Origin of the sequence: Staphylococcus equorum, from assembly GCF_029531845.1 — a bacterium.
GTDB classification, from domain to species: domain Bacteria; phylum Bacillota; class Bacilli; order Staphylococcales; family Staphylococcaceae; genus Staphylococcus; species Staphylococcus equorum_C.
Window position 1 is genome coordinate 38,127 of sequence record NZ_JAMBPV010000007.1, and the last position, 26,380, is coordinate 64,506.

Consider the following 26,380-nt stretch of genomic DNA (forward strand, 5'->3'; position numbering starts at 1 on the left):
TGTCGTTATGCTTTTTTTACACTTACCCTTTAAAGATTTATATTTTTTCACAAAAAAGAGCATCTCCTAATATTTAAAGGAGATGCTCTTAATTTATTTGTCTGAAGGTTGTCTTGAAAAATCTATTTGTTGAAATTTATGTCAATATGGTACAACAATTACAATATCAATACGAAATTAGTACAAGCTTGTCACACAACATATCTGATCACATTTAATCTGTAATTATCTAGAAGAACGTGTATAAACTTTAAAAGAAATCAGAAGGGATAAAATCATCGAATTGTAAGTGCTTTAATGAGTCGAAATTCACATTTTCTATATTTTGAAGCAATTCACCATTTTTAGCTTGGTTATAATAATTAACTGCTTCTGCTTGCACGTCATGGTCCTGGAATGTTTTAACTACGCCTAATATAAGTAATACTGCGATGGCCCCTTTAATTATTGTCTTCATAATAAATGACTCCTTCTATAAGTTTATACCCTTATTCTATACCGTTTTGTACTTTGTGACATGCGTCCCTAGTATCGAAATTATATCATACCTTAGATGTATCACGACGTTACAAAGTGTTAAGGTGTTTGATTTTATAAACCAAATACAATAGGTAACCAGAAATATACAAATAGCGAGATTATAACAATTGCAAACATATTTAAAATAAATCCAGCTTTAACCATATCTTGCATTTCTAATTCATCAGAACTAAATACGGCAGCATTTGGTGGCGTTGAAATTGGCAACATAAATGCGCACGTTGAGGATACTGCTACAATTCCCATAATAATAAATGGATCTTGGCTAATTGCTGCAGCTAAACCAATACTGATTGGCATTAACATATTGGAAACAGCCGTATTAGACATCACTTCTGTTAAGAATAAAATAGCTGTCGTCAATACAATAACGACAAGAATTAATGGTAAAGGTTCGACGAAACCTAACATACCACCAAACCATTTTGTCAGGCCTGAATCTTCAAATGCAGCAGCTAAGGATAAGCCACCACCGAATAACAACAATATGCCCCATGGTAGTTTACTCATATCATTCCAAACGAGTAAAGCCCCTCTAGATGACTTAGCAGGAATAAGGAATAATAGCACAGCACCTAACATTGCTATAACTGTGTCTGATAAATTTAAGGAAGCAGGCAATAGACCGCCACCAATCCACAAGATACTAACGAAAAGGAAGACAATACCTGTTAATTTTTCCTCAAGACTCATTGGACCTAAATCACGTAAAGCTTTCTTTGCGAAATCTGAAGATATTTTGTCAGAATCCTCAATTTTAAATAACCATTTTGTCATTAACAAGTATAAAATAATTAACAAAATAATTGTTAATGGTAAGGCAAATAACATCCATTGTGCAAAGGACACTTCTCTGTTTAAACTAGAAGAAGCGATGGCTGCGAAAACCGCATTTGGCACTGAACCGATAAGTGTTGCTAAGCCACCGATAGATGCAGAATAAGCGACAGTTAATAATAGCGCTTTTCCAAATTTGTGGGCTGATTCCGGTTTGAGGAATTGTGCATCTTTAATTTCTTTTATTAATGCTAATGCAATTGGCAACATCATGAGTGCAGTTGCTGCATTTGAAATCCACATTGAAATAAATGCAGTTGCAATCATCGTACCTAAAATAATTCGATTACTATTTGAACCCATCAAAGAAATGATAGTCATAGCAATTCGTTTATGTAAATTCCATTTTTCAATTGCCAGTGCGATAATAAAACCGCCCATATACATAAATACGATTGGATCAGCATAAGCACTTGCAGCTACTTGTTCATTTGTCCCGTCACTCAAAGGTAGTAATATCAGTGGAATGAGTGACGTAGCAGGTATAGGAATTGCCTCTGTAATCCACCATGTAGCCACAAAAAGTGTGACTGCAAGAACAGCGCGTGGTTCATCCTCTAAACCTGTAATACCAGGTATAAAATAAAAAATGATGAAGAGTGATGGACCTAAGATTAAACCGATTTTTTCTTTCATATGCAAAAATCCCCCCTTGTTTTGTCTATAGTTGCAAGAATATCAATTTAAAAAGAGCAAAACAATGTATTTTTTCAGAAAATTATAATAATTAATGAAAAATGCTGTTAAAATGTATTCAATATCTTAGAATAAAAATTTATTTCAAGGGGAAATGTTTATGGTATTAGGTGCACTTATAGCTAAAGACGACACGTGGATGTTATGGGCTATTATTATAGTTTGGGCAACGATAAGTTTATTTTTAGAACAGCGATACAAGTGGGCAAGTACAATTTCGGGAGCTATTATAGCACTAGTAGGGGCAATGCTCTTATCAAACTTTAAAATTATACCCACAAGTTCGCCAGTATATGATACGGTATGGGATTTTATCGTGCCACTTTCTATTCCATTATTATTATTCAGTTCAAACATATTAAAGATATGGAAAGAAAGTAGACGATTATTATTTATTTTTATGATTGCTTCGATGGGGACGATGATAGGTACAGTGGTCGCTTTTCTTACTTTAAATCAATGGATACCTTATCTTTCTAAAATAGGAGCTATGATGACTGGAAGTTACATTGGTGGTGGAGTGAATTTTGCAGCTTTGAGTTCTAAATTCCAAACACCGGGAGACATGGTTTCTTCGACAGTAGTTGCTGATAACAGTGTCATGGCACTGTATTTTATATTACTTATAGCCATTCCATCAATACCTTGGATAAAAAAACATTTTGTTACTAATTATAAAACTGAAACGACACCTGAGACACAACAGTCATTTTGGCAACCGAAAAAAATTCAATTATTAGATATCGCATTTTCTATGGCAAGTGCCATTGCACTTGTAGCGATTAGTTTCAAAATAGCAGAATTGATACAACTATTTGTACCTAAAAGTAATCTCATTTTAACAATCATTGTATCTTTCTTTGGTGATTCATATTTATTATTAACAACATTGACATTGATAGTTGTTGCTATCTGGGGAGATTTCTTTGAGAAGTTAGCGGGGGCGTCAGAAATTGGAACATTCCTTATTTATATATTCTTTGTAGTCATTGGCACACCAGCTTCATTTGCTACAATTATTACAACTGCACCATTGTTGTTTGTCTTTGTCATTATTATTTTGATTTTCAATTTAGGTTTAAGTCTTGTTTTTGGCAAGCTCTTTAAATTTAAAATTGAAGAAATATTATTAGCAAGTAATGCAACTGCGGGAGGTCCTACTACTGCAGCAGCGTTAGCTATCGGAAAAGGATGGTCTGGTCTAGTGGGACCTATCCTTATTATAGGTACATTAGGTTATGTAATAGGAAATTATGCTGGAACAATGATGTATCAATTACTTATCCAACTAGGATAAATTGTAAAAGGTGTTAGCACATGTATATTTGACGGAATTTTATAATGGAGGGTATGTGTATGAGCGAAAAAGAAAAGATGTTAGCAGGTGAATGGTATGATGCTAACTTTGATGAAACTTTGGATGTTGAAAGAAATAATGCGAAAGATCTTTGCTTTGAATTAAACCACACAAAGCCGAGCAATTCAGAAAAACGCAATGCAATTATAACTGACTTACTCAATGATAAGCCCAATAATTTAGAAATATTAAGCCCATTCCAAGCAGATTATGGCTACAATGTTTTCTTAGGAAATAATGTATTTGTAAATCATGATTGTTATTTTATGGATGGCGGAAAAATTTTCATTGGCGATCATGTTTTTATAGGTCCGAAATGTGGGCTTTACACGGCTGTTCATCCACTTCAATCTCAACAGAGAAATACAGGGTTAGAACAAGCACTACCTATTAACATAGAAAGTAATGTGTGGTTAGGCGCTAACGTTATTGTGTTACCAGGTGTTAAAATCGGTGATGGAGCAGTCATTGGGGCAGGTAGTGTTGTGTCGAAGGATATTCCGGCAAATGTAGTAGCAGTCGGGACGCCGGCTAAACCTATAAGTAAAATAGATAATAAATAAATATTCAACAGAAAAAAACGGTGGTAACATTCATTTCATAATGGATGTTACCACCGTTTTTCTTATACATAGTGTAAATAATCATGAAATATAAAAATAATCTACAATAGTCATTATCATTAAATCGTGTAATATTAAAAAACAAATTAAAACAATGTAGAAAAATATTCCGCGGAGCTTAAATTTAAAATAATAAAATTGTTCGGAATATAATAGTGAAATGTGTTAAGATATAAAAATGTGAGTGAAAAGGTAAGTAATATAATTGTAGCTTAATATATAAGGTAGATGAATCTGATTTTTAGAAGGGAATAGATAAATCCGCTTATAGTTAGAATTGAAACAATTATGTCCACACAAAAACATAACTACTTCAAGAAAAGGAAAGAGGCATTTCAAAGATGGATATATTAATTGGAACTTTGTTTTTAGTTGTAGTGTTAGCATTATTTACACTGTTTACATATCGAGCACCTATGGGTATGCGTGCGATGGGTGCTTTAGCAAATGCTGCAATTGCAACATTCTTAGTTGAGGCATTTCATAAATACGTAGGTGGCGACCTATTAGGCATTAAATTTTTAGGTGAACTTGGCGATGCTGCCGGAGGTCTTGGTGGTGTAGCTGCAGCTGGACTCGTAGCGTTAGCTATCGGTGTTTCACCTGTATATGCTTTAGTTATAGCTGCCTCATGTGGAGGACTAGATTTAATACCTGGTTTCGTAGCTGGGTATGTTGTTGGTTATTTAATGAAATACGCGGAAAGAAAAGTACCAGATGGTATAGATTTGATCGTAGGTATTTTAATTATTGCACCTTTAGCAAGGCTAGTTGCGACTGGTATTACGCCATTAGTAAACAATTCATTGTTAAAAATAGGTGACATCATTCAAAGTTCCACAGAAATTAACCCTATTATCATGGGTGTTATACTTGGTGGTGTTATTACAGTAGTAGGAACAGCCCCATTAAGTTCTATGGCTTTAACGGCATTACTTGGTCTGACTGGTATGCCAATGGCAATTGCTGCTATGGTTTCTTTCTCATCATCATTTATTAACGGCACAATGTTTAATAAATTGAAATTAGGCGATCGTAAATCAAGAATTGCTGTTTGTATTGAACCGCTATCTCAAGCAGATATTGTATCGGCGAATCCTGTTCCAATATATACTGCGAATTTTATAGGTGGTGCATTGGCAGGTGCAGTTATTGCTTCTTCGGGAATGATAAATGATGCGACTGGAACTGCAACGCCACTAGCTGGATTCTTAGTGATGTTTGGATTTAATGATCCATTGAAGATTTTCATTTATGGCGCAATTATAGCTGTCATTGGTCTAATTGTAGGCTATGTATGTTCTATACTTTTCAAAAATTATCCAATTGTAACTCAAGAGGATATAGAGTCACGTTAAAACATACGTTGTAATGCGTTGAACTATAAAGTATTGATTAATAAAGGACGTTTAGATTTCTCAAATGAAATCTAAACGTCCTTTTATTTTTGAGATATTTGAAACAGTAATAGATAACTAGTTATTAATCACCAATTTGACTATCAAGTAAATCTGTAATAAACATATGGCCTGGCGCATGGGTAATCATTAATTCCGGTTTAGCATCTAGAGCGATAGATTGTGGTGTTACACCACATCCCCAAAAGACAGGAACTTCATTTTCTTTTATTGTGGCAGGTTCTCCAAAATCAGGTTTTGTAATATTATCAATACCTATTTTAGAAGGGTCACCAATGTGTAGTGGTGTCCCATGCACATTTTTAAAGCGTGTAGTAATTTCAGTTGCTTTAATGGCTTGTTGCATTGTCATTGGACGCATACTGACTGTGATATTACCTGCAAATTCGCCACTTGGTTCTGCAGATATATCAGTTATGAACATAGGGACATTGTGCTCTTCTTCAATATGTCGAATCGGAATGTCAGCTTCTAATAAGGCATGTTCAAAGGTGAAACTACAACCAATTAAAAAGCTTACCATATCATCATTAAATAGATGTGAAACATTCGTTGGTGATTCGACAAGCTCGCCATAACGATAGACGCGATATTCTGCCACTTCTGAGCTAATATCTGCATGTTTTCCGTAGAATGAAAATGAGGTAGAACCTTTTTCGGATACATCTAAAAGCGGACACGTTTTGGGGTTTCTAAAACAAAACCTTAAAAAATCATATGCATAACTCGAAGGTAAAATAACAACATTGGCTTGTATGTAGCCTTTAGCCATACCACTTGTAGGATCAGTAAGTTCTCCATTACTTATCATTTCTCTTAATTTATGTGGTTGTATATTATCTAAATTCATAAAACCATCCCCCTTAATTTAAGACTTATAGTTAGTTTAGCAAAAATAAACAAAGACACTTAAATATGTGTATATTCCATATTTATTAAAAAGCGCCCTCCATTAACTAGAGATTTGGAGGAGGCTCATTTTATTTGCTATTATTATTTTCGTCTTTTTTATTATTTCTATATTGTTTGTTTGATTCAGCTTCTTTTTCAGCATTAGTAGTATTTTGTTTATCTTTTTCTAAATCATCTTTTGAATCGTTAGTGTCATCATCTTCACGCTGTTCAAGTGGAATCGAATAATCTTTATCATCGTCTATATGTGTCATTTTAAAGTGTTTTGTTGGTTCTCTACGCAGTGCACGCATCAGTGACACAATCATTAAGAGCAAGATAATAGAGAACGGAAGCCCTGTGACGACAGAAGCGGTTTGTAAACTTGTTAAGCCACCGGCAATTGTCATAGACACTGAGATTGCACCGATTAAAATACCCCAAATAATTTTGTGCTTAGTCTTAGGATTTGCTATGCCACCTGTTGCCATGCCCGAGACTATATGTGTTGTTGAATCAGCACTTGTGACAATAAATATAAATATTAGTGCAATCGCTAATGCACTCGTGATGTCAGCAAGAGGGAATTTAGACAATAATTCAAACAGTGCTACGGTGTAATCTTGATCTACAACGTTAGCAATATTATCATTCTCGTTGAGCGCAATTTTAACTGCTGTGCCCCCAAAACCAGCAATCCAAGTAAATGAAATTAGCGGTGGAATAATGAGTACGCCAATGATGAATTCTCTTATCGTACGCCCGCGTGAAACACGAGCAACGAATCCGCCAATAAAGGGCGACCATGAAATAACCCAAGCCCAATAGAAGACAGTCCATTGTTGAATCCAGCTATTGTCTCCAGTATATGGACTAATACGCAAACTATATTCAATAAAATGGCGTAAATAATCACCAATTGCTAAAGTATAAGATTCGAAAATGAATTTTAAATCTCCAAAAACGAACATAAATATAAGGAGCAAGGCACCTAATCCTATATTAATATTACTTAGCCATTTGACACCTCTATTTAAACCAGTTACAGCTGAAGTTAAGAAAATAGCTACCATTAAAATAGTGATTGTAATTTTGGTAATATTATTATTAGGTACATTGAAGACATGTTCTAAACCACCACTAATTTGCATAATACCTAAGCCTATTGAAGTTGCGATGCCCATAACTGTCGCAATAATAGCTAAAATATCGATGATGTTTCTGTAAGGACGTTTATATGCTTCACCAAATACAGGCTCCATCGCTGTTGAAATTAAACCGTCACGATTTTTTCTGAATTGGAAATAAGCTACAGTAAGACCTGCAATCGCAAATATAGACCACTGTGAAATACCCCAATGGAAAAATGTATAGCCCATAGCGACTCTTGCAGATTCTGCGGATTCATCTGCAACCGTGCCTGGGAAGGGAGAATGTAAATAATGACTTAATGGTTCAGCCACGCCCCAAAAGACAATCCCTACACCTAAGCCTGCTGAAAATAGCATCCCAATCCAAGAATGCATAGAAAACTCAGGCTCTTCATCATCTCTACCTAGTTTAAAGCGTCCATAACGCGATACAGCTAACGCGATTAAAAAGATATCTAAAATAAAAATAATAACTAAGAATAACCACCCGAAAGAATTTGATATGTAGTCATAAACTTGTTGTGCATATGTTCCAAACCCCTTTGGGAAAATACCAGCAACTAAAGTGATGAGTAAAATGATAGCTACTGAAATTATGTAGACCAAATTACGATTTTTTGTTTTTCTTTTATGCTTATTATTCATGGCGTTTTATAATCATTCCTTTGTTTATTTAGACTATAATTACATACCCTTATTATTATTTGGCTATTCATTGGACTAAATTCATTTATTGTAAGTATTTAAATACAATAGAATAGATTGAACAACGATATTATTGCATAACGTTATTTGTGAGGGGTATAGAATTAACAAAGGAAGAAGTAAATTCCTGAGGAGGAAAATTATGAAAAGAACTGTGGAAAAAATATTAACCTGGGTAGGCATAATCCTACAGTTTATCTTAATATTTTTAATGGCTATCGTTACACCATTTTTAAATGATGCGAGTGTAAAAGAGACACTCATACAATCAATGAATAATAATCAAGAATTTAATCAGGTATCAAGTCAGATGACACCATCACAATTACTAGATATGGCGAGTAGCTTGTTTATTGTAGCTTTAGGAGCGGTTATCGTATGTACAATTATCGCGATTATATTTGCATTATTAATTGATAAAATTCCTAAAGTATCAGGCGTTGTACTAATATTAATTGCAATTGTTACAGTATTTACATTTAATTGGATTACTGCATTATTGTGGTTAGTTGCGGGTATTTTATTATTAGTAAGAAAAGCGCATAAACCGAGCTATGAAGCTGTTACTAATTCAAACAATAGAAGCAATACAGAGAATGATTACCAAGAGCGAAATAGTGAAATAAAAGACGAATCTCCAGAACGCCATACAGGGGATAGAGATGTTAGAGATCAGGATAAACTAAGCGATGGCAAAGATGAAGCAGTATCGTCTTCTGATGAGCATACGTATCAACGTCGACAAGACCGTAAAGATAAATAAAAAGTGAACAATGGCATTTGAAGATATTAAATAAAAAATTTTCATGACAAGCATAGATTAATGGATCAATAACACTATGCAATGATAAAACAAAGAAAGAGGACTAGCTGCATTTTGTAATCAGCTAGTCCTCTTTTTAATAGTTGGATTTGACTTATATAATTGTTCATTATAATTCGTTAATTTACGAAATTATTAATCCATTTTGTCGTGTTTATAACTCTCATATACTTTGTCATAATTGATGTGTCCAATACCGCCTACCATAAATTTTCCGAGTTTGAATAAGTTAAATACATAAGCTAGACAAACTGATATTGTAACTGTGAGGATGAAAGTGAAAGCAATATTTCTTAATGAACTATCTGCTCTCAATAAACCTAAATCATGCACAAAGAAGTAATGAACTAAATATATACAGAATGAATAGTTACTTATAAATAATACGAATTTTGGTACATATTTTACATAGGAGGAGAATAAGAAAAATAGCAAGATCACCATTGTGACATAAAATGGTATATCAAAGCGTTTAGATTCCACCCAAGTACTAACACCGAATAAATAGTTACTAACTAATATACCTGCTGACAAAATTGTGCCAAAAATAATAAGCCAAGTATATTTTTTAATATTTTTCATGAAGGTTTCATAATAGATGCCTGTATAAAAGCCAAGTAAGAAATAACTAATCCAACCTAAAAAGAGCATCCAACCTTCTCTCCCCCAAAACAATCCTAAAATCGGATTTTCTGATGGGGGCACAAATTCTCTAAATGCCCAATACAATGTGGCGAATATTGTTGCACCAATAATTACAGGAATAGGTTTCCATTTAATTATGTATTTAGCAAAGAGAATATGTAATATATAGAATTGGAAAATAATTACAATGAAGTATGTGACAGCGCCACCGTGGAACATCGTATTTGTAACATGTCTAAAGTAATCTTCTAATGTCTCAGGTTCAAAATAAAAATATGAGATAGCTAGATTAACCACGATATATGGGATACCTAAATAAATTAATTTGTTTTTAAAGAAACCAGGTTTTGTTTTAACATGATAATTTTTCGCTAATAAAAATTCTGAAATGAATACAAATAATGGCGTACTAAACATTAGCAATAATTGAAATATTCTAATGGCAGTACCATGTCCTACAAAATCCATTTTGGAAAATGTAGTTGTAATCGCATGAATGAGAACAATACTTAAACAAGCTATAGTACGCATCCAAAAAATAACAGACGTATATGTTTTCATAAATAGCTTAACCTCTCGATTGTTCTTTTATTTTTGAAATAAATATTGATATGATTATATTCAAGTTTAAATAATAACATACGTAATGAGAATTCAGTGTAAATATTAGAATAAAATTTATTAAATTAGCATTTACTATTTATATATTACTAACAATAAATATCAATGAATATAATATCAAATTTTAGGGAATAATGCGAAATAGGCGAGATACGATTTAATTAAAAAAAGTGTTTGTAAGCGATTGCATTTGTAGTGTGATACAGATACAATAAAATCAAGAATGGAATAATTCCATTTGTGTTTTCTATTTACAAACTTACATGGGGGTAGAAAAATGGTAGTTAATTATCAGAATGAACCAGGTATCGATTTTACAGACAGTAAAAATGTAGAATCATTTAAAGAGGCTTTAAAGAAAGTTAAAGGTGAATTAAATAAAAAAGTTCCTTTAGTAATTAATGGGGAAGAAATATTTACCAAAGATACGTATCAATCTATCAACCCTGCCAATACTACTGAAGTTATTGCAGAAGTTTCAAAAGCAACTCAAGCAGATGTAGATAAAGCATTTGAGTCTGCAAACGAAGCTTATAAATCATGGAAGAAATGGTCACACAAAGATCGTGCTGAATTTTTACTTAGAGTATCGGCAATTATTAGACGTCGTAAGGAAGAAATCTCAGCAGTGATGGTTTACGAAGCAGGTAAACCATGGGATGAAGCTGTAGGTGATGCAGCAGAAGGTATTGATTTCATTGAATATTATGCGAGATCAATGATGGAATTAGCGGATGGCAAACCAACATTGGATAGAGAAGGAGAACATAATAAATACTTCTACAAACCAATTGGTACTGGTGTTACAATTCCACCATGGAACTTCCCGTTCGCAATTATGGCTGGTACGACATTAGCACCAGTAGTTGCAGGGAACACAGTACTTTTAAAACCAGCAGAAGATACACCATTAACTGCATATAAATTAATTGAAATTTTAGAAGAAGCTGGATTACCAAAAGGTGTCGTTAACTTTGTACCAGGCGATCCAAAAGAAATCGGTGACTATCTTGTAGATAGCGTACACACGCATTTTGTAACTTTCACAGGTTCACTTGCTACAGGTACTCGAATTTTTGAAAGAGCTGCAAAAGTACAAAAAGGACAACAGTTCTTAAAACGTGTTATTGCTGAGATGGGTGGTAAAGACGCGATCGTAGTCGATAAAGATAGCGACACTGATTTAGCAGCAGAATCTATTGTAACTTCAGCATTTGGTTTCTCAGGACAGAAATGTTCAGCATGTTCTCGTGCAATCGTACACAAAGATGTATATGATGAAGTATTGAAAAAATCAGTTGAATTAACTAAGAATTTAACATTAGGCAATACTGAGAATAACACGAACATGGGACCAGTTATTAACAAAAAACAATTCGACAAAATTAAAAATTATATTGAAATTGGTAGTAAAGAAGGTAAATTAGAGTTCGGTGGTGGTACGGATGGTACTACTGGATACTTTATTGAACCTACAATTATCTCAGACTTAAAATCAAATGACCAAATCATGCAAGAAGAAATCTTTGGTCCAGTTGTTGGCTTTGTTAAAGGCAATGACTTTGAAGAACTATTAGAAATTGCTAATGATACAGATTATGGTTTAACAGGCGCTGTAATTACTAATAATCGTGAAAACTGGATTCATGCAGTTGAAGAATACGATGTTGGTAACTTATACCTTAACCGTGGATGTACTGCGGCAGTTGTTGGTTATCACCCATTCGGTGGTTTCAAAATGTCAGGTACTGATGCTAAGACAGGTAGCCCTGATTATCTATTAAACTTTTTAGAACAAAAAGTCGTTTCAGAAATGTTCTAAACTAAAATTATAAAGTCATTTAAAAAGCCGCTCATTGCATTGCAGTGAGTGGCTTTTTTGCTGTTATACATCTTTTACTTTGATATTAATCATTTTATGAAAAATTTCGTCTATTTCGTGTGCTGGACGTTTAATATTATGATCACGCATCCACTCCATAAAACCGAGTAAGCTTGAGCCATACATATAAAATATCAGTTCGATTGGAACACTTGAATCTACAGAAATACGTGAGACATTATCTTTAATGTCATTTTGTAATACACGGATAAAATAATTTGTAATCGTACGTTCAAATTCTTTGTCGTCTTTTTGCTTTTCTGTAATCCGTTCCATTCCGTTCACGTTATCAAAAGTGGTTTGCATAGTAGAAATTGGAGAGTTAATACGTTCTTTTAAATCTATAGAAAAATAATCTTTGGTTAAATCAGTGATTAAATAGATAAGTAAATCATATTTATCATAAAAATGTTTATAAAAAGTAGTGCGATGGACCAATGCAAAATCACAAATTTGTTTAACTGTTATTGTAGAGAATGCTTGTTTTTCTATTAGTTCATAAAGGCTTTGGGAAAGCGACAGTTTTGTCTTTATAACACGCAAGTCTTTTTCATTCATACTACATTTCTCCTTATTTGTAGTTTAAATTAATAATTTTAATTAATTACCACTTTTTTAAGGCAGGCGTAAGAATTAGTATGTTACTATAAATGTGTAACAAAAATTTAAACTACATTGTATGTTTAAACTATAACGTTGATTAAATAAGGAGGCAATAGTTTGGCAAAGTTTTTGTATAAATTAGGTTCATTTATTGCTAAGCATAAATGGTGGAGTATTGTTGCATGGTTGATTTTACTTGTAGCAATTATAATACCGCTTACTTTAAATTCACCTAAATTTGATAATGATATCACTATGAATGGTCTGCAATCGCTTGATACAAATGAGAAACTCGAGGATGAATTTAACCAGGATAGTGAAAAAGCACAAATTAGAATTGTGCTTAAAAGTGACGCGAAAAACGGCATTATTAAGCAAGATATAACACAAGATGTCAAAAAGGCTTTGAAAGATATTAAAGATGATGACAAAGATGTTAAAAATGTTACAGATCCTTATGATAATAAACAAATTAGTGAAGATAAAACAACCGCATTTGCGGATGTGAATTATGATGTCAAAGTTACATCATTACAAGAAAGTTCTAAAGATAACATCAAAAATAAAATCGATAAAATAGAAGAGGACCATAATGTACAGGCTGAATTAATGGGTACAGGCATGGAATCCACAGAAATCGGTGGTTCTTCTGAGTTAATTGGTATAATTGTAGCATTTGTAGTGCTGTTAATTACATTTGGTTCAATTATAGCGGCAGGTATGCCTATCATTAGTGCATTAATTGGTTTAGGCACGGGTGTAGGTATTATTTCTTTACTTACATATGTATTTGATATTCCAAATATAACATTGACTTTAGCTGTTATGATTGGAATAGCAGTAGGTATAGATTATGCGTTGTTTATATTATTTAGATATCGACAAATTATGCGAACAGAACCTAACCACATCAAAGCAATTGGTTTAGCAGTAGGTACAGCTGGTAGTGCAGTCATATTTGCTGGTTTAACTGTAATCATTGCAGTTTGTGGACTATCACTTGTTGGCATTGATTTCCTAGCAATCATGGGGTTCGCATCTGCTATTAGTGTATTTGTTGCGGTAGTGAGTGCACTCACTTTATTACCAGCATTGATTAGTATTTTCCATAAAAAAATAAAACCGAAACGAATGAAATCAGAGTTTAAAGGCGATGTTGATACAGGTTGGTCAAAATTCGTTCTCGGCAAACCATTATTAGCAATATTAATTGGTTTAATTATTTTAATACTAGTAGCAATACCAGTTAAAGACATGCGCTTAGGAATCCCAGACGATGGTATGAAAGCTTCAGATTCTACTCAAAAGAAAGCTTATGAAATCGTTTCGGATAAATTTGGCGAAGGTTTTAATGGACAAATTGCCATGCTAGTGAACGTTAAAGATAAGAAAGATAATCCTCAAGCCTTACAAAAAGCCTTGAAAGATATGAATAAAGATATTAACGACATGGATAATGTAGAATTGGTTACAGAACCACAATTAAGTGGTAGTAAGGATTACGCTATGATGGCGGTCATTCCTAAAAAAGGACCGAACGCAGAATCTACAAACACCTTAGTACATGACTTGAGAGATTATAACGATAAAGCAAAAGACAATTACGACTTCAAGACTGAGGTAGCTGGTCAGAGTGTAATTAATATAGATATGTCTCAAAAATTAAATGAGGCAATTCCATTATTTGCTGGTGTAATCGTAGCCTTGGCATTTATCTTATTAATGGTTGTTTTCCGTTCGATTATTATTCCGTTAAAAGCAGTGCTCGGATTCGTACTATCACTGGCAGCGACACTCGGTTTTACAACATTAATCATGCAAGAAGGATTTATGGCTGGCTTGTTTGGTGTTGATACTACTGGACCATTACTCGCATTTTTACCAGTAATTGTAATAGGTTTATTATTTGGCCTAGCTATGGATTATGAAGTGTTCTTGATGTCACGTATACATGAAGAATATAGTGTTACACGTGACAATGAACATTCTATAAAAGTAGGTATTAAAGAAAGTGGACCAGTCATTGTTGCAGCAGCATTGATTATGTTCAGTGTGTTCATCGCATTCGTGTTCCAAGAGGATGTCATGATTAAATCAATGGGCTTAGCACTTGGGTTTGGTGTATTATTTGATGCAATTATCGTACGATTAATGTTAGTGCCTGCACTAACTAAATTATTTGGTAAAGCATCATGGTATATGCCAGCGTGGTTAAATAGAATCTTGCCAAGTATTGACATTGAAGGTCATGAGTTAAAAAAAGATCTTGAATCAACACATAAAGCGAAAAATAAAGAGCAGTAAAAAATATTGCTTATAGTAAAAATTTGCAGTCTGACAATTATGTCAGGCTGCTTTTTTGTCTAAAGATTAACAAATTTTAAATTATAATTGAATAATTGGGGATTTTCATTAAAATATTTAATTATAACGAGGTGAATCATGAAAACATTTTGTCGAGTAGAATTTAATGAACCTAACAATTTAACTGTCAGCATAAATGATGGTTTACGACTTGTGCTAGTTCTGAGAAGTAGTATGACAGTATGGAAATATAATGAAATATATGAATACCAAAAAGGTGATGTTTTTATTGTTAATCACCGTGAGCAATTTCGTTTTATAGAAAATGAAGACACGCTCTATATTTCTATTCATTTAACTGAAAGATATATAAAACAATATATATCTGATTATAATGATAAAATTTTAATTTTGGATAAGGGACATTTACAAGAAGTTATTTATAAACAAATAGTAAATGCTATTGCAATGATAGGCGTTGTTGATATAAGAAAAGGAGAATTTTATCGTTTATACATAGAACAGCAATTAATCAATTTAATGTTTATAATTGCGCGATTTTTACCTACAAAAATGAACGAATCATATAGAGAAATGTTAAATGACTATCGATTAGAATTTGTGTGTAACTATATTCAAAGTAATTACTCTGCGCATATCTCGTTAACTGAAGTAGCCCAAAAGGTGCCACTTAGTACTGCTTATTTATCAAAGCTTTTTACACAGCAAATAGGAATGGGATTTAATCAATATGTAATTCACATAAGACTTGAGCATTGTAAGGAAGATTTGATTTATACAGATGAAACGATTACGCAAATTGCTTTGAAAAATGGTTTTAGCAATTCTAATATGTTACTGAAACATTTTAAGAAAGACACCCAAATGACGCCTACACAATATAGAGAAAAGTATAAAAATACGTTTTTGATTGAAAAGTTAAATAAAGAAAAAGAAGAGGTTGCATATCAAACTTATTTACACTATTTATCAGATTATATAAATGAATCTGTTGGTGATATTTTGCAATCACCTGAAGCAGAAAAAGTCATTGATATTACTTTAAAGGACTCAAAACAAACGCTTTTACATTATCAACATGTGATACATATAGGGAATTTAGACGTGTTGCTCATTCAAAGATTTAGAAACCAAATACTAGAAGTGAAAAATTGCATAGGTTTAAATCATGTACTGATTAAAGATCCTATTAGAGGAGGTTTTATTAAAGATAAGATTATCGAAAGTGACGAAGTTATACCGAATGTGCACCGATATATGAAAATAGATGAATGCTTGAATTTTTTACTTATGCATCACATTGGCCTGGGCATAGAGATAGACCCGCCCAAAGTAATGTCGAATTTCAATGCTTATTCCAAAGAATTGGCATATGCATTGGAACATATTTATAACACACTGCCAGATAATCATTTATTGAATTTAGTACTTTACATAAATTGTATAGATGAAGATATATCCCAAGCAATAATCATATTATTTAAACAGTATTTTAAGAATATCAAAATTGTATTGAACTTTAATATTGAGCATCAGACGGAGGCACGTGTAGCTAAATATATTTTAGAGGTCCATAAGCAACATATTGATAGTATTGCATTCTGTGCAAATCAAAATGACATAATCAATTTTCAATCTATTGAGAGTAACCAATATAATTTAGCTAAGAAACATATCACGCTCAAATTAGAGAAAATTATGGAATGGTTAGATGTAAAAGACCGAAATATTTCCTTTACGTTATTAAATTGGAATACATTGACAGGCAATACAAGTTTGACAAATGGAGAATATTTTAGAGCAGGCATTATCTTTGAACAACTCATAGAAATGAATGGTCATATTAATAGGATTGGATACTGGTTGAATTTTGAGATACATCAGCAATATAGTCAGAAAGATATAAAAACACAATTAAACGGTATTGATTTATATCATCAATTTGATGGTAAAAGACCTGCTTTTTTTACAAGTATGTTTTTTAAAAAATTATTTAAAAACATCTTGTATAGAAATGGAAATTGTATTGTTTTAGGTAACACCGAACATTTTCAAATTGTGCTTTGGGATGCAGAACATTATAACCCTTATTTTACTTTGAATAATCCTTCTAATAATTTAAATCATAAAGACTATCAAATAAATATTTTCCATTTATTACCTGGGACATACAAAATCAAACATCTAACATTAGATAAAAACCACGGTGCGTTATATAAAGTATGGCAACAATATAATACGCAACATGGCATGGATGAAGAAACGATTGATTATGTTAATCGAGTATCTTTTCCTAAATTAGACGTTAGTGAAGTAGAGGCAACTGATACAATAACATATCATTTGAAATTACTTACAAATGCAATTCAAATTATTGAATTCAGAAGATACTTTGATAAAGAAATATAAATACAAAAAACTAACTAAAAGAATTAATAAAAATCACTATTTCTTTTAGTTAGTTTTTTTATGTTGATTATGTATAAGTAATCATATATTTAAACGCGCGGATAATTGCTAATGACAAAAAACGTTATGCTCATTTTTGTCATAGAAGTAATATAAATCGAATGCATTATAAATAAGATAGTAAAACAACAAATACTCTATATTGAGATAAAAAATTACGCGCTAAAATCGTTTTTAGAGAGGATAGCGAGCATCATTGATTGAGGATGTTTAGGGTGGAAAAACATTTTACAATTAGGCTTATCTTTCCTGTTTGTCATTTAAAAATTTAATTTAGGAGGATAAAAAATGACTAAAAAGGGAAATGTACAAACATATAAAGGCGATAATAAATTAATATTAGGGATTGTATTAGGGGTCGTCACTTTCTGGTTATTTGCACAATCACTATTAAATGTAGTACCAACTTTGCAGCAATCTTTTAACAGTAATATAGGAACAGTGAGTATTGCGGTGAGTATTACTGCACTTTTCTCAGGAATGTTTGTGGTAGGTGCAGGTAGTCTTGCTGATAAAGTTGGACGTGTAAAAATAACTTATATAGGTTTGTGGCTTAGTATTATTGGTTCATTATTGATTATCGTGAGCAACTTACCTATCTTACTTATTATAGGTAGAGTGATTCAGGGGTTGTCTGCGGCAGCAATTATGCCGTCAACATTAGCCATAATGAAAGCTTATTTTGATGGAAAAGATAGACAACGTGCTTTGAGTTATTGGTCTATCGGTTCATGGGGAGGCTCAGGTTTAGCATCTTTATTTGGCGGAATGGTATCGACATTTGTAGGATGGAGATGGATATTTATCTTGTCTATCATCATCGCCTTAGTTTCGATGTTATTAATAAAAGGCACACCTGAAACAAAATCAGTTAGCAAAAACAAGGTAGGATTTGATTACTCAGGATTACTATTATTTGTTGTTATGATGTTAAGTATTAATGTGGTAATCACACAAAGTGCATCACTTGGTATTTTTTCACCGATTATTATAGGTTTGGTTATAATATTTAGCGTTTCGACAATAAGTTTTATTAAAATGGAAAATAAAAAGGACAATCCATTAATCGATTTTAAGCTCTTTAATAATAAAGCATATACAGGTGCTACACTTTCCAATTTTTTATTAAATGGTGTTGCAGGGGCATTATTAGTAGCTAACACATTTGTGCAGCAAGGCTTAGGCTTTAATGCATTCCAAACGGGATTATTATCTATTACTTATTTGGTAACAGTGTTATTAATGATTAGAGTAGGAGAAAAGATTCTACAAAAAGTAGGTGCGAAAAAACCGATGCTACTCGGAACATTTTTTAATATGATTGGTATCATTTTAATCTCACTCACATTTTTACCAAGCACAATTTATGTGGTGGTTTGTATCATGGGCTATTTACTTTATGGTTTAGGGCTAGGTTTTTATGCTACACCTTCAACTGATATGGCTATCTCAAATTCTCCTGAAGATAAAGTAGGCGTGGCATCTGGTATTTATAAAATGGCTTCATCGCTCGGTGGCGCATTCGGTATCGCGTTATCTGGCGCACTTTATGGCATCGTGGCAAGTGCTTCTAATGTCCAAATGGGAGCTTTAATAGGATTATTACTCAATGTATTGATGGCATTATTATCTTTAATCATCATATTGATTACGGTCCCATCATTTAAAAAAGCATAACATTTTCGTTATTTAACAAAGGGTCTAACACATAAATTACACTCAAAAAGTATATAATGTAAATAAGCAGAATATATTTAATATAGGAGGAATTGTTATGGTGAAACAATTAATAGATATATTGAAAGAGAAAGAAAACCGAATGATTGAGATACGCCGCTATCTCCATCAATATCCTGAGTTATCTTTCCACGAAGAAGAAACGCCTAAGTATATTGAAGACTTTTATAAAGATAAAGATTGCAAAGTAGAAACGAATGTAGGTCCAAATGGTTTGAAAGTGACAATCGATAGTGGGAAACCTGGTAAGACAATAGCAATACGTGCTGATTTTGATGCATTACCAATTCAAGAAGATACTGGATTAGCATTTGCTTCAAAAAATGAAGGCGTGATGCATGCTTGTGGTCATGATGCACATACAGCATATATGTTAATTCTCGCTGAAACACTTATCGAACTGAAGGATCAATTCAAAGGTAAAGTTGTGGTTATTCATCAACCTGCTGAGGAAGTCCCTCCAGGCGGTGCACAAGCAATGATTAAAGATGGTGTCTTAGATGGTGTCGACCATGTATTAGGCGTCCATGTGATGAGTCATATGCCATCTGGTAATGTATATTATCGTGAAGGTAATGTACAAACAGGTAGAGATTTCTTTAAACTTAAAGTGAATGGCCAAGGAGGACACGGTTCTTCACCACATACGGCAAATGATAGTATTGTAGCTGGTGCATATTTTGTTAATGCTTTACAAACGATTGTTTCAAGACGTTTAAATCCTTTTGAAACTGGTGTCGTAACAATTGGTTCATTTGACGGTAAAGGACAATTTAATGTAATTAAAGATAGCATTGAAGTAGAAGGCGATGTACGTGCCTTGACTGATGATACCAAACATACGATTAAAAAAGAGGTTGAACGTTTAACTGAAGGCCTAGAAGCAATGTTTGGTGTGACATGCGAACTAGAATATAATGACGATTACCCTGCATTGTACAATGATCCAGAGTTTACGAAATTTGTAGTAGAATCTATTAAAAATGCTGATACAGATGCAATTAAAGGTATAGAAAGATGTGAAGCACAACCACCTTCTGAAGATTTTGCATATTATGCTAAAGCTATACCGAGCACATTTATTTATGCGGGTGCTGCACCTGAGAATGGTGACATTCATCCACATCACCATCCCAAATTTGATATCAGTGAAAAATCATTGCGCGTAGCAGCTGAAGCAGTAGGCGTTACCGTATTCAATTATTTAAAATAAATAATTAAAACGTAAAATAAAGGTTGTAGCTTATTACACTGAGCCACAACCTTTATTTTTGTATGCGTATCTTTTTATTCTTATTTTACATGTAGTTTATGTAGGCACATTAAAGTGTATATATAGAATAATAAAACAATGAAAAAAGGATGATTGAAATGAATGCAGATAAAAAACTAAGTGAATTGCTTGAAGAGTATAATAAGCCATTAAAAAAGTTTTTCAAATATGATAAGTCAAAGGCGCTTACATTTGATAAAGAAAGTAGAAGTGCAGTCCAAGAACAAAAAGGCATTTTTGTTATCTTTAAAAATAAAAAGCCATTATATGTAGGACAAGCAGGCGGGTTTATGACTGGATATAAACTTACCCAAAAAGATTTAAATGATAAGCTCGCACAATTTAACGTGAAATCAGATGCTGGCACAGCAAAATTTAGAAAAGCCTACGTAGCACAACAAAATTTAGATGAATCAGAATTAAAAAATATTAAAGCAGAAGAACATAATTTGAAATTCCAATATATTAAAGTTAAAGGTAATCCAGCGCTAATTAATATTTTGGAAATACTTGCTTTAGAATATGCGAAAGAAAATGATGTTGAATTATATAATTTTCAATAAAATTATCTGAGATAATAGAGGTAAATAGGAAGAGGGTTGATTGCTATGAATATAAGAAATTTCAATATTCGTTTTCAACACCATGATATTAAAGTGAAATTACCTAAGGGATATTTTAAGCGTAATTCTAGTCCATATCCTTTAGTTGTTGTTCAAGATGGCGATGATTTGTTTAAGAACATTGAAAGAGATGTCATATTTGTTGGGGTAATGCCGAATGATAATGATGAAATATATGCGCCTTGGCAAGATGTAGTTGAGGATGAAGCATTTTATAGCGCAGCGGATAATTATATCACATGGATTTCTGATCAATTGCTGCCTTATTTAAAAAAATGTTTCAATGTATCTGAACAACGAATGGATATAAGTATTGCTGGGGCGTCACTAGGTGGATTAGTTGCGCTCTATGCCTTATTTAAAAAACCTGAAACTTTTGGCACGTATATACTGATTTCGCCTTCAATATGGTATCCAGGGTTTCTGACATTTATGAAACAACAACATATTATTAAAGAAGAAGAACATGTTTATTGGTATATTGGCATGCTTGAAGATGAGCAACATCCAGATATAAATACCAATATCTTATCTCAAACTGAACAAGGAGTAGATATTTTAAACGAACTCTTAATTTCTGAGCAAATGACATTTCACTTCGTTACAAATAATAAAGGACTACACCAGAAATTTTATTTCAAAAAATATTTTAATAAGGCAGTGAGGAAATTATTTTAGTTAATATACTCACGTAAAAAATGACAAATTATAGTCATTAGTTATCAGAAAATTCCAAATATCAGCATGCAAATTCTGACCTTTATGCTTAATTAATGATAATATTTAAAGTGTAAGAATTTTTAAAAGAAATAATCGTACACTTAATTGTGTAATATTCTCATTTGTAATTTGCGAGAGAAGTGTCTTTTAAATTCTAACTTTATATTATTAACAAACATAGGGGATGCTTTTATGGTAGAAAAAATGAAACAAATTTCAGGGGGTAAATTGTTGACGGGTATTGTATTATCAATATTAACTTATTGGTTATTTGCCCAATCATTTTTGAATATTGGGCCTCAAATCCAGTCAACTTTTGGAGCTAGTCCAGGTATAGTCAATATTTCTATAAGTTTAACGTCATTTGTTACTGGTGTGTTTATGGTGGTAGCGGGTAATATTTCAGATAAATTTGGTAAAGTGAAGATGACACGTATTGCACTTATACTAAGTATTATTGGCTCACTTATGCTTATCGTCTCAGGGAATGTTGTATTACTGATTCTAGGTAGAGTTGTGCAAGGTTTATCAGCAGCAATTATCATGCCAGCGACGATTTCCATCGTCAATGACTTTTTTGAAGGGGACGAAAGACAAAAAGCATTGAGTTTTTGGTCAATTGGTGCGTTTGGTGGCACAGGTTTATCATCCTTCTTTGCAGGAGCAATGGCAACATTTATATCGTGGCAATCTATCTTTATTTTGTCGATTATATTATCACTTGTAGCAATGATGCTATTAAAACATTTACCAGAAAGTAAATTAATTAAAGACAAAACAAATCGTTTTGATTATGTAGGTCTTACAATATTTGTGATTATGATCGCGAGTATTAGCTTTGTCATCACGCAAGGATATAAAATGGGGTGGCTGAGTACACCGACATTAATATTATTAGCTGTTTTTATCATATGTGTGTTCATGTTCTTCAAAGTAGAACGTGGGAAAAAAGTGCCGTTTATCGATTTGGAATTATTTAAAAACAAACCTTATATAGGCGCAGTACTTGCGAACTTCTTACTTAATACAGGCGTTGGTGTCATTGCATTATTTAATATGTATGCGCAAGGTGGGTTGAAATTCAGCGCTTTCCAAGCAGGTTTACTTACCTTACCATACTTAATTACACTACTTATTGTTGTACGTTTAGGTGAAAAGAGTATTAAAAGATTTGGCGCGAAACGTGCGTTGGTTATCGGACCAATATTTACTGCAATAGGTATATTATTATTTAGTTTAACGTTCTTTGGTACGTCAGGGTATATCGTTGTAGCGTTAATTGCATCAGTCTTTTTTGGTGGTGGTACAGGTCTCTTTGCAACACCTGCATTGAGTACAGCAGTTTCCACCACACCACCAGAAAAAGTGGGCGTAGCTTCCGGTATATTTAAAATGGGCTCAACGCTTGGTGGCGCCTTTGGTATTGCGATTATGACTTCTATTTACACAGCGATTGTGCAAAGCGGACAAAGTTTACATACAGCAGCAACAGCAGGCTTTATCGTTGGCGCTTGTATCGTTGGTTGTGGTGTTCTTGCAAGTGCATTAATCATACCAACACGTAAAATAAATGCCTAATATAAACAAATAAAGACCCCTGCAACGTTGTCGTTGCAGGGGTCTTTATTACGTTGAATTATAAAACATATTATTGGTCATACATTTCTATTTTTTTATATTTATGTGCTAAGTGTAAATCGTGTGAAAATGCAATAAGCGGTCTAACCGTCATCTGTATACTGCCGATGACAAACAATACTGTACCTATAGTGACAGTAGTATCACTGAAAAATAAAAAACTACCTATTAAGAATATTATTCCAAGCACGATATCATTTAATTGGTAAAGGGCTTTATAAATCATTGTGAGACGTTCAGATTTTTGTGGTGTATTAAAATTTAAATCAGCACTTTTATTCATAGGGTTTTGTTGATTTAATTTAGACATAAAAAGGCCTCCTATACATAGCTTGAGTTGTCATACTCATTCCCTTAATGGTTTACATAAAACAAAGAAAGATTTATGATAAAACAAAATCATAGAGACAGAAAAGAGGGAGCATCATGCATTATAAAAGATATTACCAAGCACCTATCGGACGCATTGCAATAACATCTGACGGAGAGCATATCACTGGCTTGTGGCTACCCAATCAAACTGATTTTGAATTAAAATATGATGACAAGTTAGTTGAAACAGAACAACTTATTTTTGATAAAGTCGAACGCTGGTTAGACGCATATTTCTCAGGAAATATTCCGGAAATTGATTTTCCTTTAAAAGCGTCAGGAACGGAATTTCGTGAACAAGTCTGGGCAACGCTTTTAGAAATACCCTACGGCAAAACAGTTACGTATGGAGAAATTGCACGAATAGTAGGAAAAAAAAGAGGTAAAACCCAAATGTCATCACAAGCAGTCGGTGGCGCAGTAGGAAGCAATCCAATCTCAATTATCATTCCATGTCATAGAGTTGTGGGTAAAGATGGTAGCTTAACTGGATATGGTGGTGGCATTGATACCAAAATAGAATTGCTTAAATTAGAAAAAATGGATATGGACGCATTTTATAGACCTAAGCATAGTACGAAGCCTTGAAATAGTATGGTTGAGCAACGAATTAAATTTTTTCAAAACATCACTTAAATACGCTTGTAAGTTGTAAAAAAACTCTAACTAAGTTGATAATTTAACTCAGTATGGTATTCTATTACACGTCTTTGCTAAAAATTTAAGGGATGGTGAGAATTTTGCCAAAAGAGAAAAAACAATTTTCAAGTGTATTTATATATTCAGCTGCCATCATAGGATTACTTGTTTTGGTTGGCGCAATTTTCCCACAACAATTTGGGAGTATTACAGGAAGTGTGTCTACATGGGTTTCAGATACATTCGGTTGGTATTATATGTTGTTATATACTGTAATATTAGGCTTTTGCGTGTTTCTAGCATTTAGCCCAATCGGTAAATTAAAGCTAGGTAAGCCTTCTGATAAACCAGAATTTCGTACTGTTTCATGGTTAGCGATGTTATTTAGTGCAGGTATGGGGATAGGTTTAGTATTTTATGGAGCATCGGAACCTATTTCACATTATTTAGCACCGCCAACAGCAGACGCTGAAACAAAAGCAGCCATGTCAGAAGCATTTCAATCATCATTTCTGAACTATGGTGTTCATCCATGGGCGATGTACGGTATTGTTGCCTTGGCACTAGCGTATTCGCAGTTTCGTAAGGGCGAAAATGGTTTGATTTCAAAAACATTACGTCCTATCCTAGGTGATAAAGTAGATGGGCCTATTGGCACGGTTGTTGATGTGCTAGCAGTCTTTGCAACAGTAATTGGCGTTGCAGTTTCTTTAGGCGTAGGTGCCATTCAAATTAATGCTGGTCTTAATTATTTATTTGGTATACCAGCTAACTCATTGGTTCAAGGTATTATTATAGCAGTGGTTACTGTTTTATTTTTATATAGTGCATGGAGTGGTTTAAGTAAAGGTATTCAATATTTAAGTAATTTAAATATGGTATTAGCAGGCTTGCTACTCGTAATTGTTTTTATAGTAGGACCAACGCTACTCATTTTAAATATGATGACAAGTGGCACGGGTGACTATTTGAATTCGATTTTATTTAATACTTTAGACGTTGCACCATTAAGCGAACAAAAGTCAGACTGGTTGCAAACGTGGACAATATATTACTGGGGTTGGTGGATGAGCTGGAGTCCATTCGTCGGTATATTTATCGCTAGGATTTCAAAAGGCCGTAGTATAAGAGAATTTGTTGTTGCAGTGTTAGGTGTACCAACAGTGATTAGTATCATTTGGTTTAGTGCCTTTGGTACGACAGGTATTACAGTAGGACAAGAACACGGCGAACTATTTAAATTACCACCTGAGACACAGCTGTTTGGGATCTTTAATGAATTACCCTTCGGATTTGTCCTATCTATTATTGCGTTAGCACTCATTGCATCATTCTTTATTACCTCGGCAGATTCAGCGACTTATGTATTAGGTATGCAGACCGCACATGGTACGTTAAATCCTTCAGGCTTTGTTAAAATTGTCTGGGGCTTAGCATTAGCAGCTATTGCATATGTCTTATTATTAGCTGGCGGAGATACTGGTTTAGACGCCTTACAATCTGCTGCTATCATATCAGCACTACCGTTTAGTTTTGTAGTGATATTAATGATGATTGCTTTATATAAAGATGCAAACAAAGAACGGAAATATTTAGGGCTAACGTTACAACCTAACAAAGAGCGATACGAAGCATACACTCGTAAGATTGAACAAGAACAACAAAAATAAGTACGTTATAAAATAATAAGTACATAAAACAGAGGAGATACAGTCGTAAATTGACAAATATCTCCTCTGTTTTAGTTTGTTGAGTAAAAAGAAAAGCACATTCATTTTCACGAATGTGCTTT

General features: G+C 33.2%; 21 protein-coding genes. 14 read left to right on the top strand and 7 right to left on the bottom strand.

From position 1 onward, the window contains the following. Positions 1-250: 250 nt before the first annotated feature. Together M4L39_RS09655 and M4L39_RS09660 are read right to left on the bottom strand one after the other, a co-directional pair. A complete protein-coding gene (locus tag M4L39_RS09655) occupies positions 251-457 on the bottom strand; it encodes a hypothetical protein (protein ID WP_277581819.1) in 207 nt (68 codons plus the stop codon). Positions 458-591: 134 nt separating this feature from the next. Continuing rightward, positions 592-2,013, bottom strand: coding sequence for an SLC13 family permease (locus tag M4L39_RS09660; RefSeq protein ID WP_277581820.1), 1,422 nt, complete (start codon positions 2,011-2,013; stop codon positions 592-594). Between the two features lie 160 nt (positions 2,014-2,173). On the opposite strand from M4L39_RS09660, the gene M4L39_RS09665 reads away from it, so the two are divergent. The 3 genes from M4L39_RS09665 to M4L39_RS09675 all read left to right on the top strand — a co-directional run bounded on the left by M4L39_RS09665 (position 2,174) and on the right by M4L39_RS09675 (position 5,411). After that, positions 2,174-3,370 (top strand): DUF819 domain-containing protein, encoded by a 1,197-nt coding sequence (locus tag M4L39_RS09665; RefSeq protein ID WP_277581821.1) that lies wholly within the window; start codon positions 2,174-2,176, stop codon positions 3,368-3,370. Positions 3,371-3,429: 59 nt separating this feature from the next. Beyond that, on the top strand, positions 3,430-3,993 hold the full coding sequence (locus tag M4L39_RS09670; protein WP_277581822.1) for a sugar O-acetyltransferase: 564 nt from the start codon (positions 3,430-3,432) through the stop codon (positions 3,991-3,993). Between the two features lie 401 nt (positions 3,994-4,394). Continuing rightward, complete coding sequence (locus M4L39_RS09675) at positions 4,395-5,411, top strand: PTS sugar transporter subunit IIC (protein ID WP_277581823.1); 1,017 nt, start codon at positions 4,395-4,397, stop codon at positions 5,409-5,411. A gap of 124 nt (positions 5,412-5,535) precedes the next feature. Here M4L39_RS09675 and M4L39_RS09680 read toward each other — a convergent pair whose 3' ends face one another. After that, positions 5,536-6,321 carry a putative hydro-lyase gene (locus tag M4L39_RS09680; protein ID WP_277581824.1) on the bottom strand — a complete coding sequence of 262 codons (786 nt, stop codon included), beginning with the start codon at positions 6,319-6,321 and terminating at the stop codon, positions 5,536-5,538. A gap of 130 nt (positions 6,322-6,451) precedes the next feature. Further along, entirely contained in the window at positions 6,452-8,158 is a 1,707-nt protein-coding gene (locus tag M4L39_RS09685; RefSeq protein WP_277581825.1) for a BCCT family transporter, read from the bottom strand. Positions 8,159-8,360: 202 nt separating this feature from the next. On the opposite strand from M4L39_RS09685, the gene M4L39_RS09690 reads away from it, so the two are divergent. After that, complete coding sequence (locus M4L39_RS09690) at positions 8,361-8,981, top strand: DUF4064 domain-containing protein (RefSeq protein ID WP_277581826.1); 621 nt, start codon at positions 8,361-8,363, stop codon at positions 8,979-8,981. A gap of 195 nt (positions 8,982-9,176) precedes the next feature. On the opposite strand, the gene M4L39_RS09695 is transcribed toward M4L39_RS09690, so the two are convergent. Continuing rightward, positions 9,177-10,247 (bottom strand): acyltransferase family protein, encoded by a 1,071-nt coding sequence (locus tag M4L39_RS09695; RefSeq protein ID WP_277581827.1) that lies wholly within the window; start codon positions 10,245-10,247, stop codon positions 9,177-9,179. A gap of 337 nt (positions 10,248-10,584) precedes the next feature. Here M4L39_RS09695 and pruA point away from each other — a divergent pair, with 337 nt between their 5' ends. After that, a complete protein-coding gene (gene pruA, locus M4L39_RS09700) occupies positions 10,585-12,129 on the top strand; it encodes an L-glutamate gamma-semialdehyde dehydrogenase (RefSeq protein WP_277581828.1) in 1,545 nt (514 codons plus the stop codon). A gap of 63 nt (positions 12,130-12,192) precedes the next feature. Here pruA and M4L39_RS09705 read toward each other — a convergent pair whose 3' ends face one another. Further along, positions 12,193-12,747 carry a TetR/AcrR family transcriptional regulator gene (locus M4L39_RS09705; protein WP_277581829.1) on the bottom strand — a complete coding sequence of 185 codons (555 nt, stop codon included), beginning with the start codon at positions 12,745-12,747 and terminating at the stop codon, positions 12,193-12,195. A gap of 162 nt (positions 12,748-12,909) precedes the next feature. On the opposite strand from M4L39_RS09705, the gene M4L39_RS09710 reads away from it, so the two are divergent. The 7 genes from M4L39_RS09710 to M4L39_RS09740 all read left to right on the top strand — a co-directional run bounded on the left by M4L39_RS09710 (position 12,910) and on the right by M4L39_RS09740 (position 23,517). Next, complete coding sequence (locus M4L39_RS09710) at positions 12,910-15,096, top strand: MMPL family transporter (protein ID WP_346816997.1); 2,187 nt, start codon at positions 12,910-12,912, stop codon at positions 15,094-15,096. Between the two features lie 138 nt (positions 15,097-15,234). Further along, positions 15,235-17,526, top strand: coding sequence for a transcriptional regulator AryK (aryK, locus tag M4L39_RS09715; RefSeq protein ID WP_277581830.1), 2,292 nt, complete (start codon positions 15,235-15,237; stop codon positions 17,524-17,526). 348 nt (positions 17,527-17,874) lie between these two features. Next, positions 17,875-19,263, top strand: a complete 1,389-nt coding sequence (locus tag M4L39_RS09720) for an MFS transporter (protein WP_277581831.1) — start codon at positions 17,875-17,877, stop codon at positions 19,261-19,263. Positions 19,264-19,360: 97 nt separating this feature from the next. After that, positions 19,361-20,536, top strand: coding sequence for a M20 family metallopeptidase (locus M4L39_RS09725; RefSeq protein ID WP_277581832.1), 1,176 nt, complete (start codon positions 19,361-19,363; stop codon positions 20,534-20,536). Positions 20,537-20,694: 158 nt separating this feature from the next. Beyond that, on the top strand, positions 20,695-21,159 hold the full coding sequence (locus M4L39_RS09730; protein ID WP_277581833.1) for a hypothetical protein: 465 nt from the start codon (positions 20,695-20,697) through the stop codon (positions 21,157-21,159). A gap of 45 nt (positions 21,160-21,204) precedes the next feature. Next, complete coding sequence (locus M4L39_RS09735; RefSeq protein WP_277581834.1) at positions 21,205-21,897, top strand: alpha/beta hydrolase; 693 nt, start codon at positions 21,205-21,207, stop codon at positions 21,895-21,897. Positions 21,898-22,131: 234 nt separating this feature from the next. Then, complete coding sequence (locus M4L39_RS09740) at positions 22,132-23,517, top strand: MFS transporter (protein WP_277581835.1); 1,386 nt, start codon at positions 22,132-22,134, stop codon at positions 23,515-23,517. A 70-nt stretch (positions 23,518-23,587) separates the two neighbouring features. Here M4L39_RS09740 and M4L39_RS09745 read toward each other — a convergent pair whose 3' ends face one another. Next, positions 23,588-23,887, bottom strand: a complete 300-nt coding sequence (locus tag M4L39_RS09745) for a YrhK family protein (protein ID WP_277581836.1) — start codon at positions 23,885-23,887, stop codon at positions 23,588-23,590. Between the two features lie 116 nt (positions 23,888-24,003). Here M4L39_RS09745 and M4L39_RS09750 point away from each other — a divergent pair, with 116 nt between their 5' ends. Further along, positions 24,004-24,537 carry a methylated-DNA--[protein]-cysteine S-methyltransferase gene (locus M4L39_RS09750; protein WP_277581837.1) on the top strand — a complete coding sequence of 178 codons (534 nt, stop codon included), beginning with the start codon at positions 24,004-24,006 and terminating at the stop codon, positions 24,535-24,537. A gap of 140 nt (positions 24,538-24,677) precedes the next feature. Further along, complete coding sequence (locus tag M4L39_RS09755; RefSeq protein WP_431197634.1) at positions 24,678-26,258, top strand: BCCT family transporter; 1,581 nt, start codon at positions 24,678-24,680, stop codon at positions 26,256-26,258. Positions 26,259-26,380: the final 122 nt, after the last annotated feature.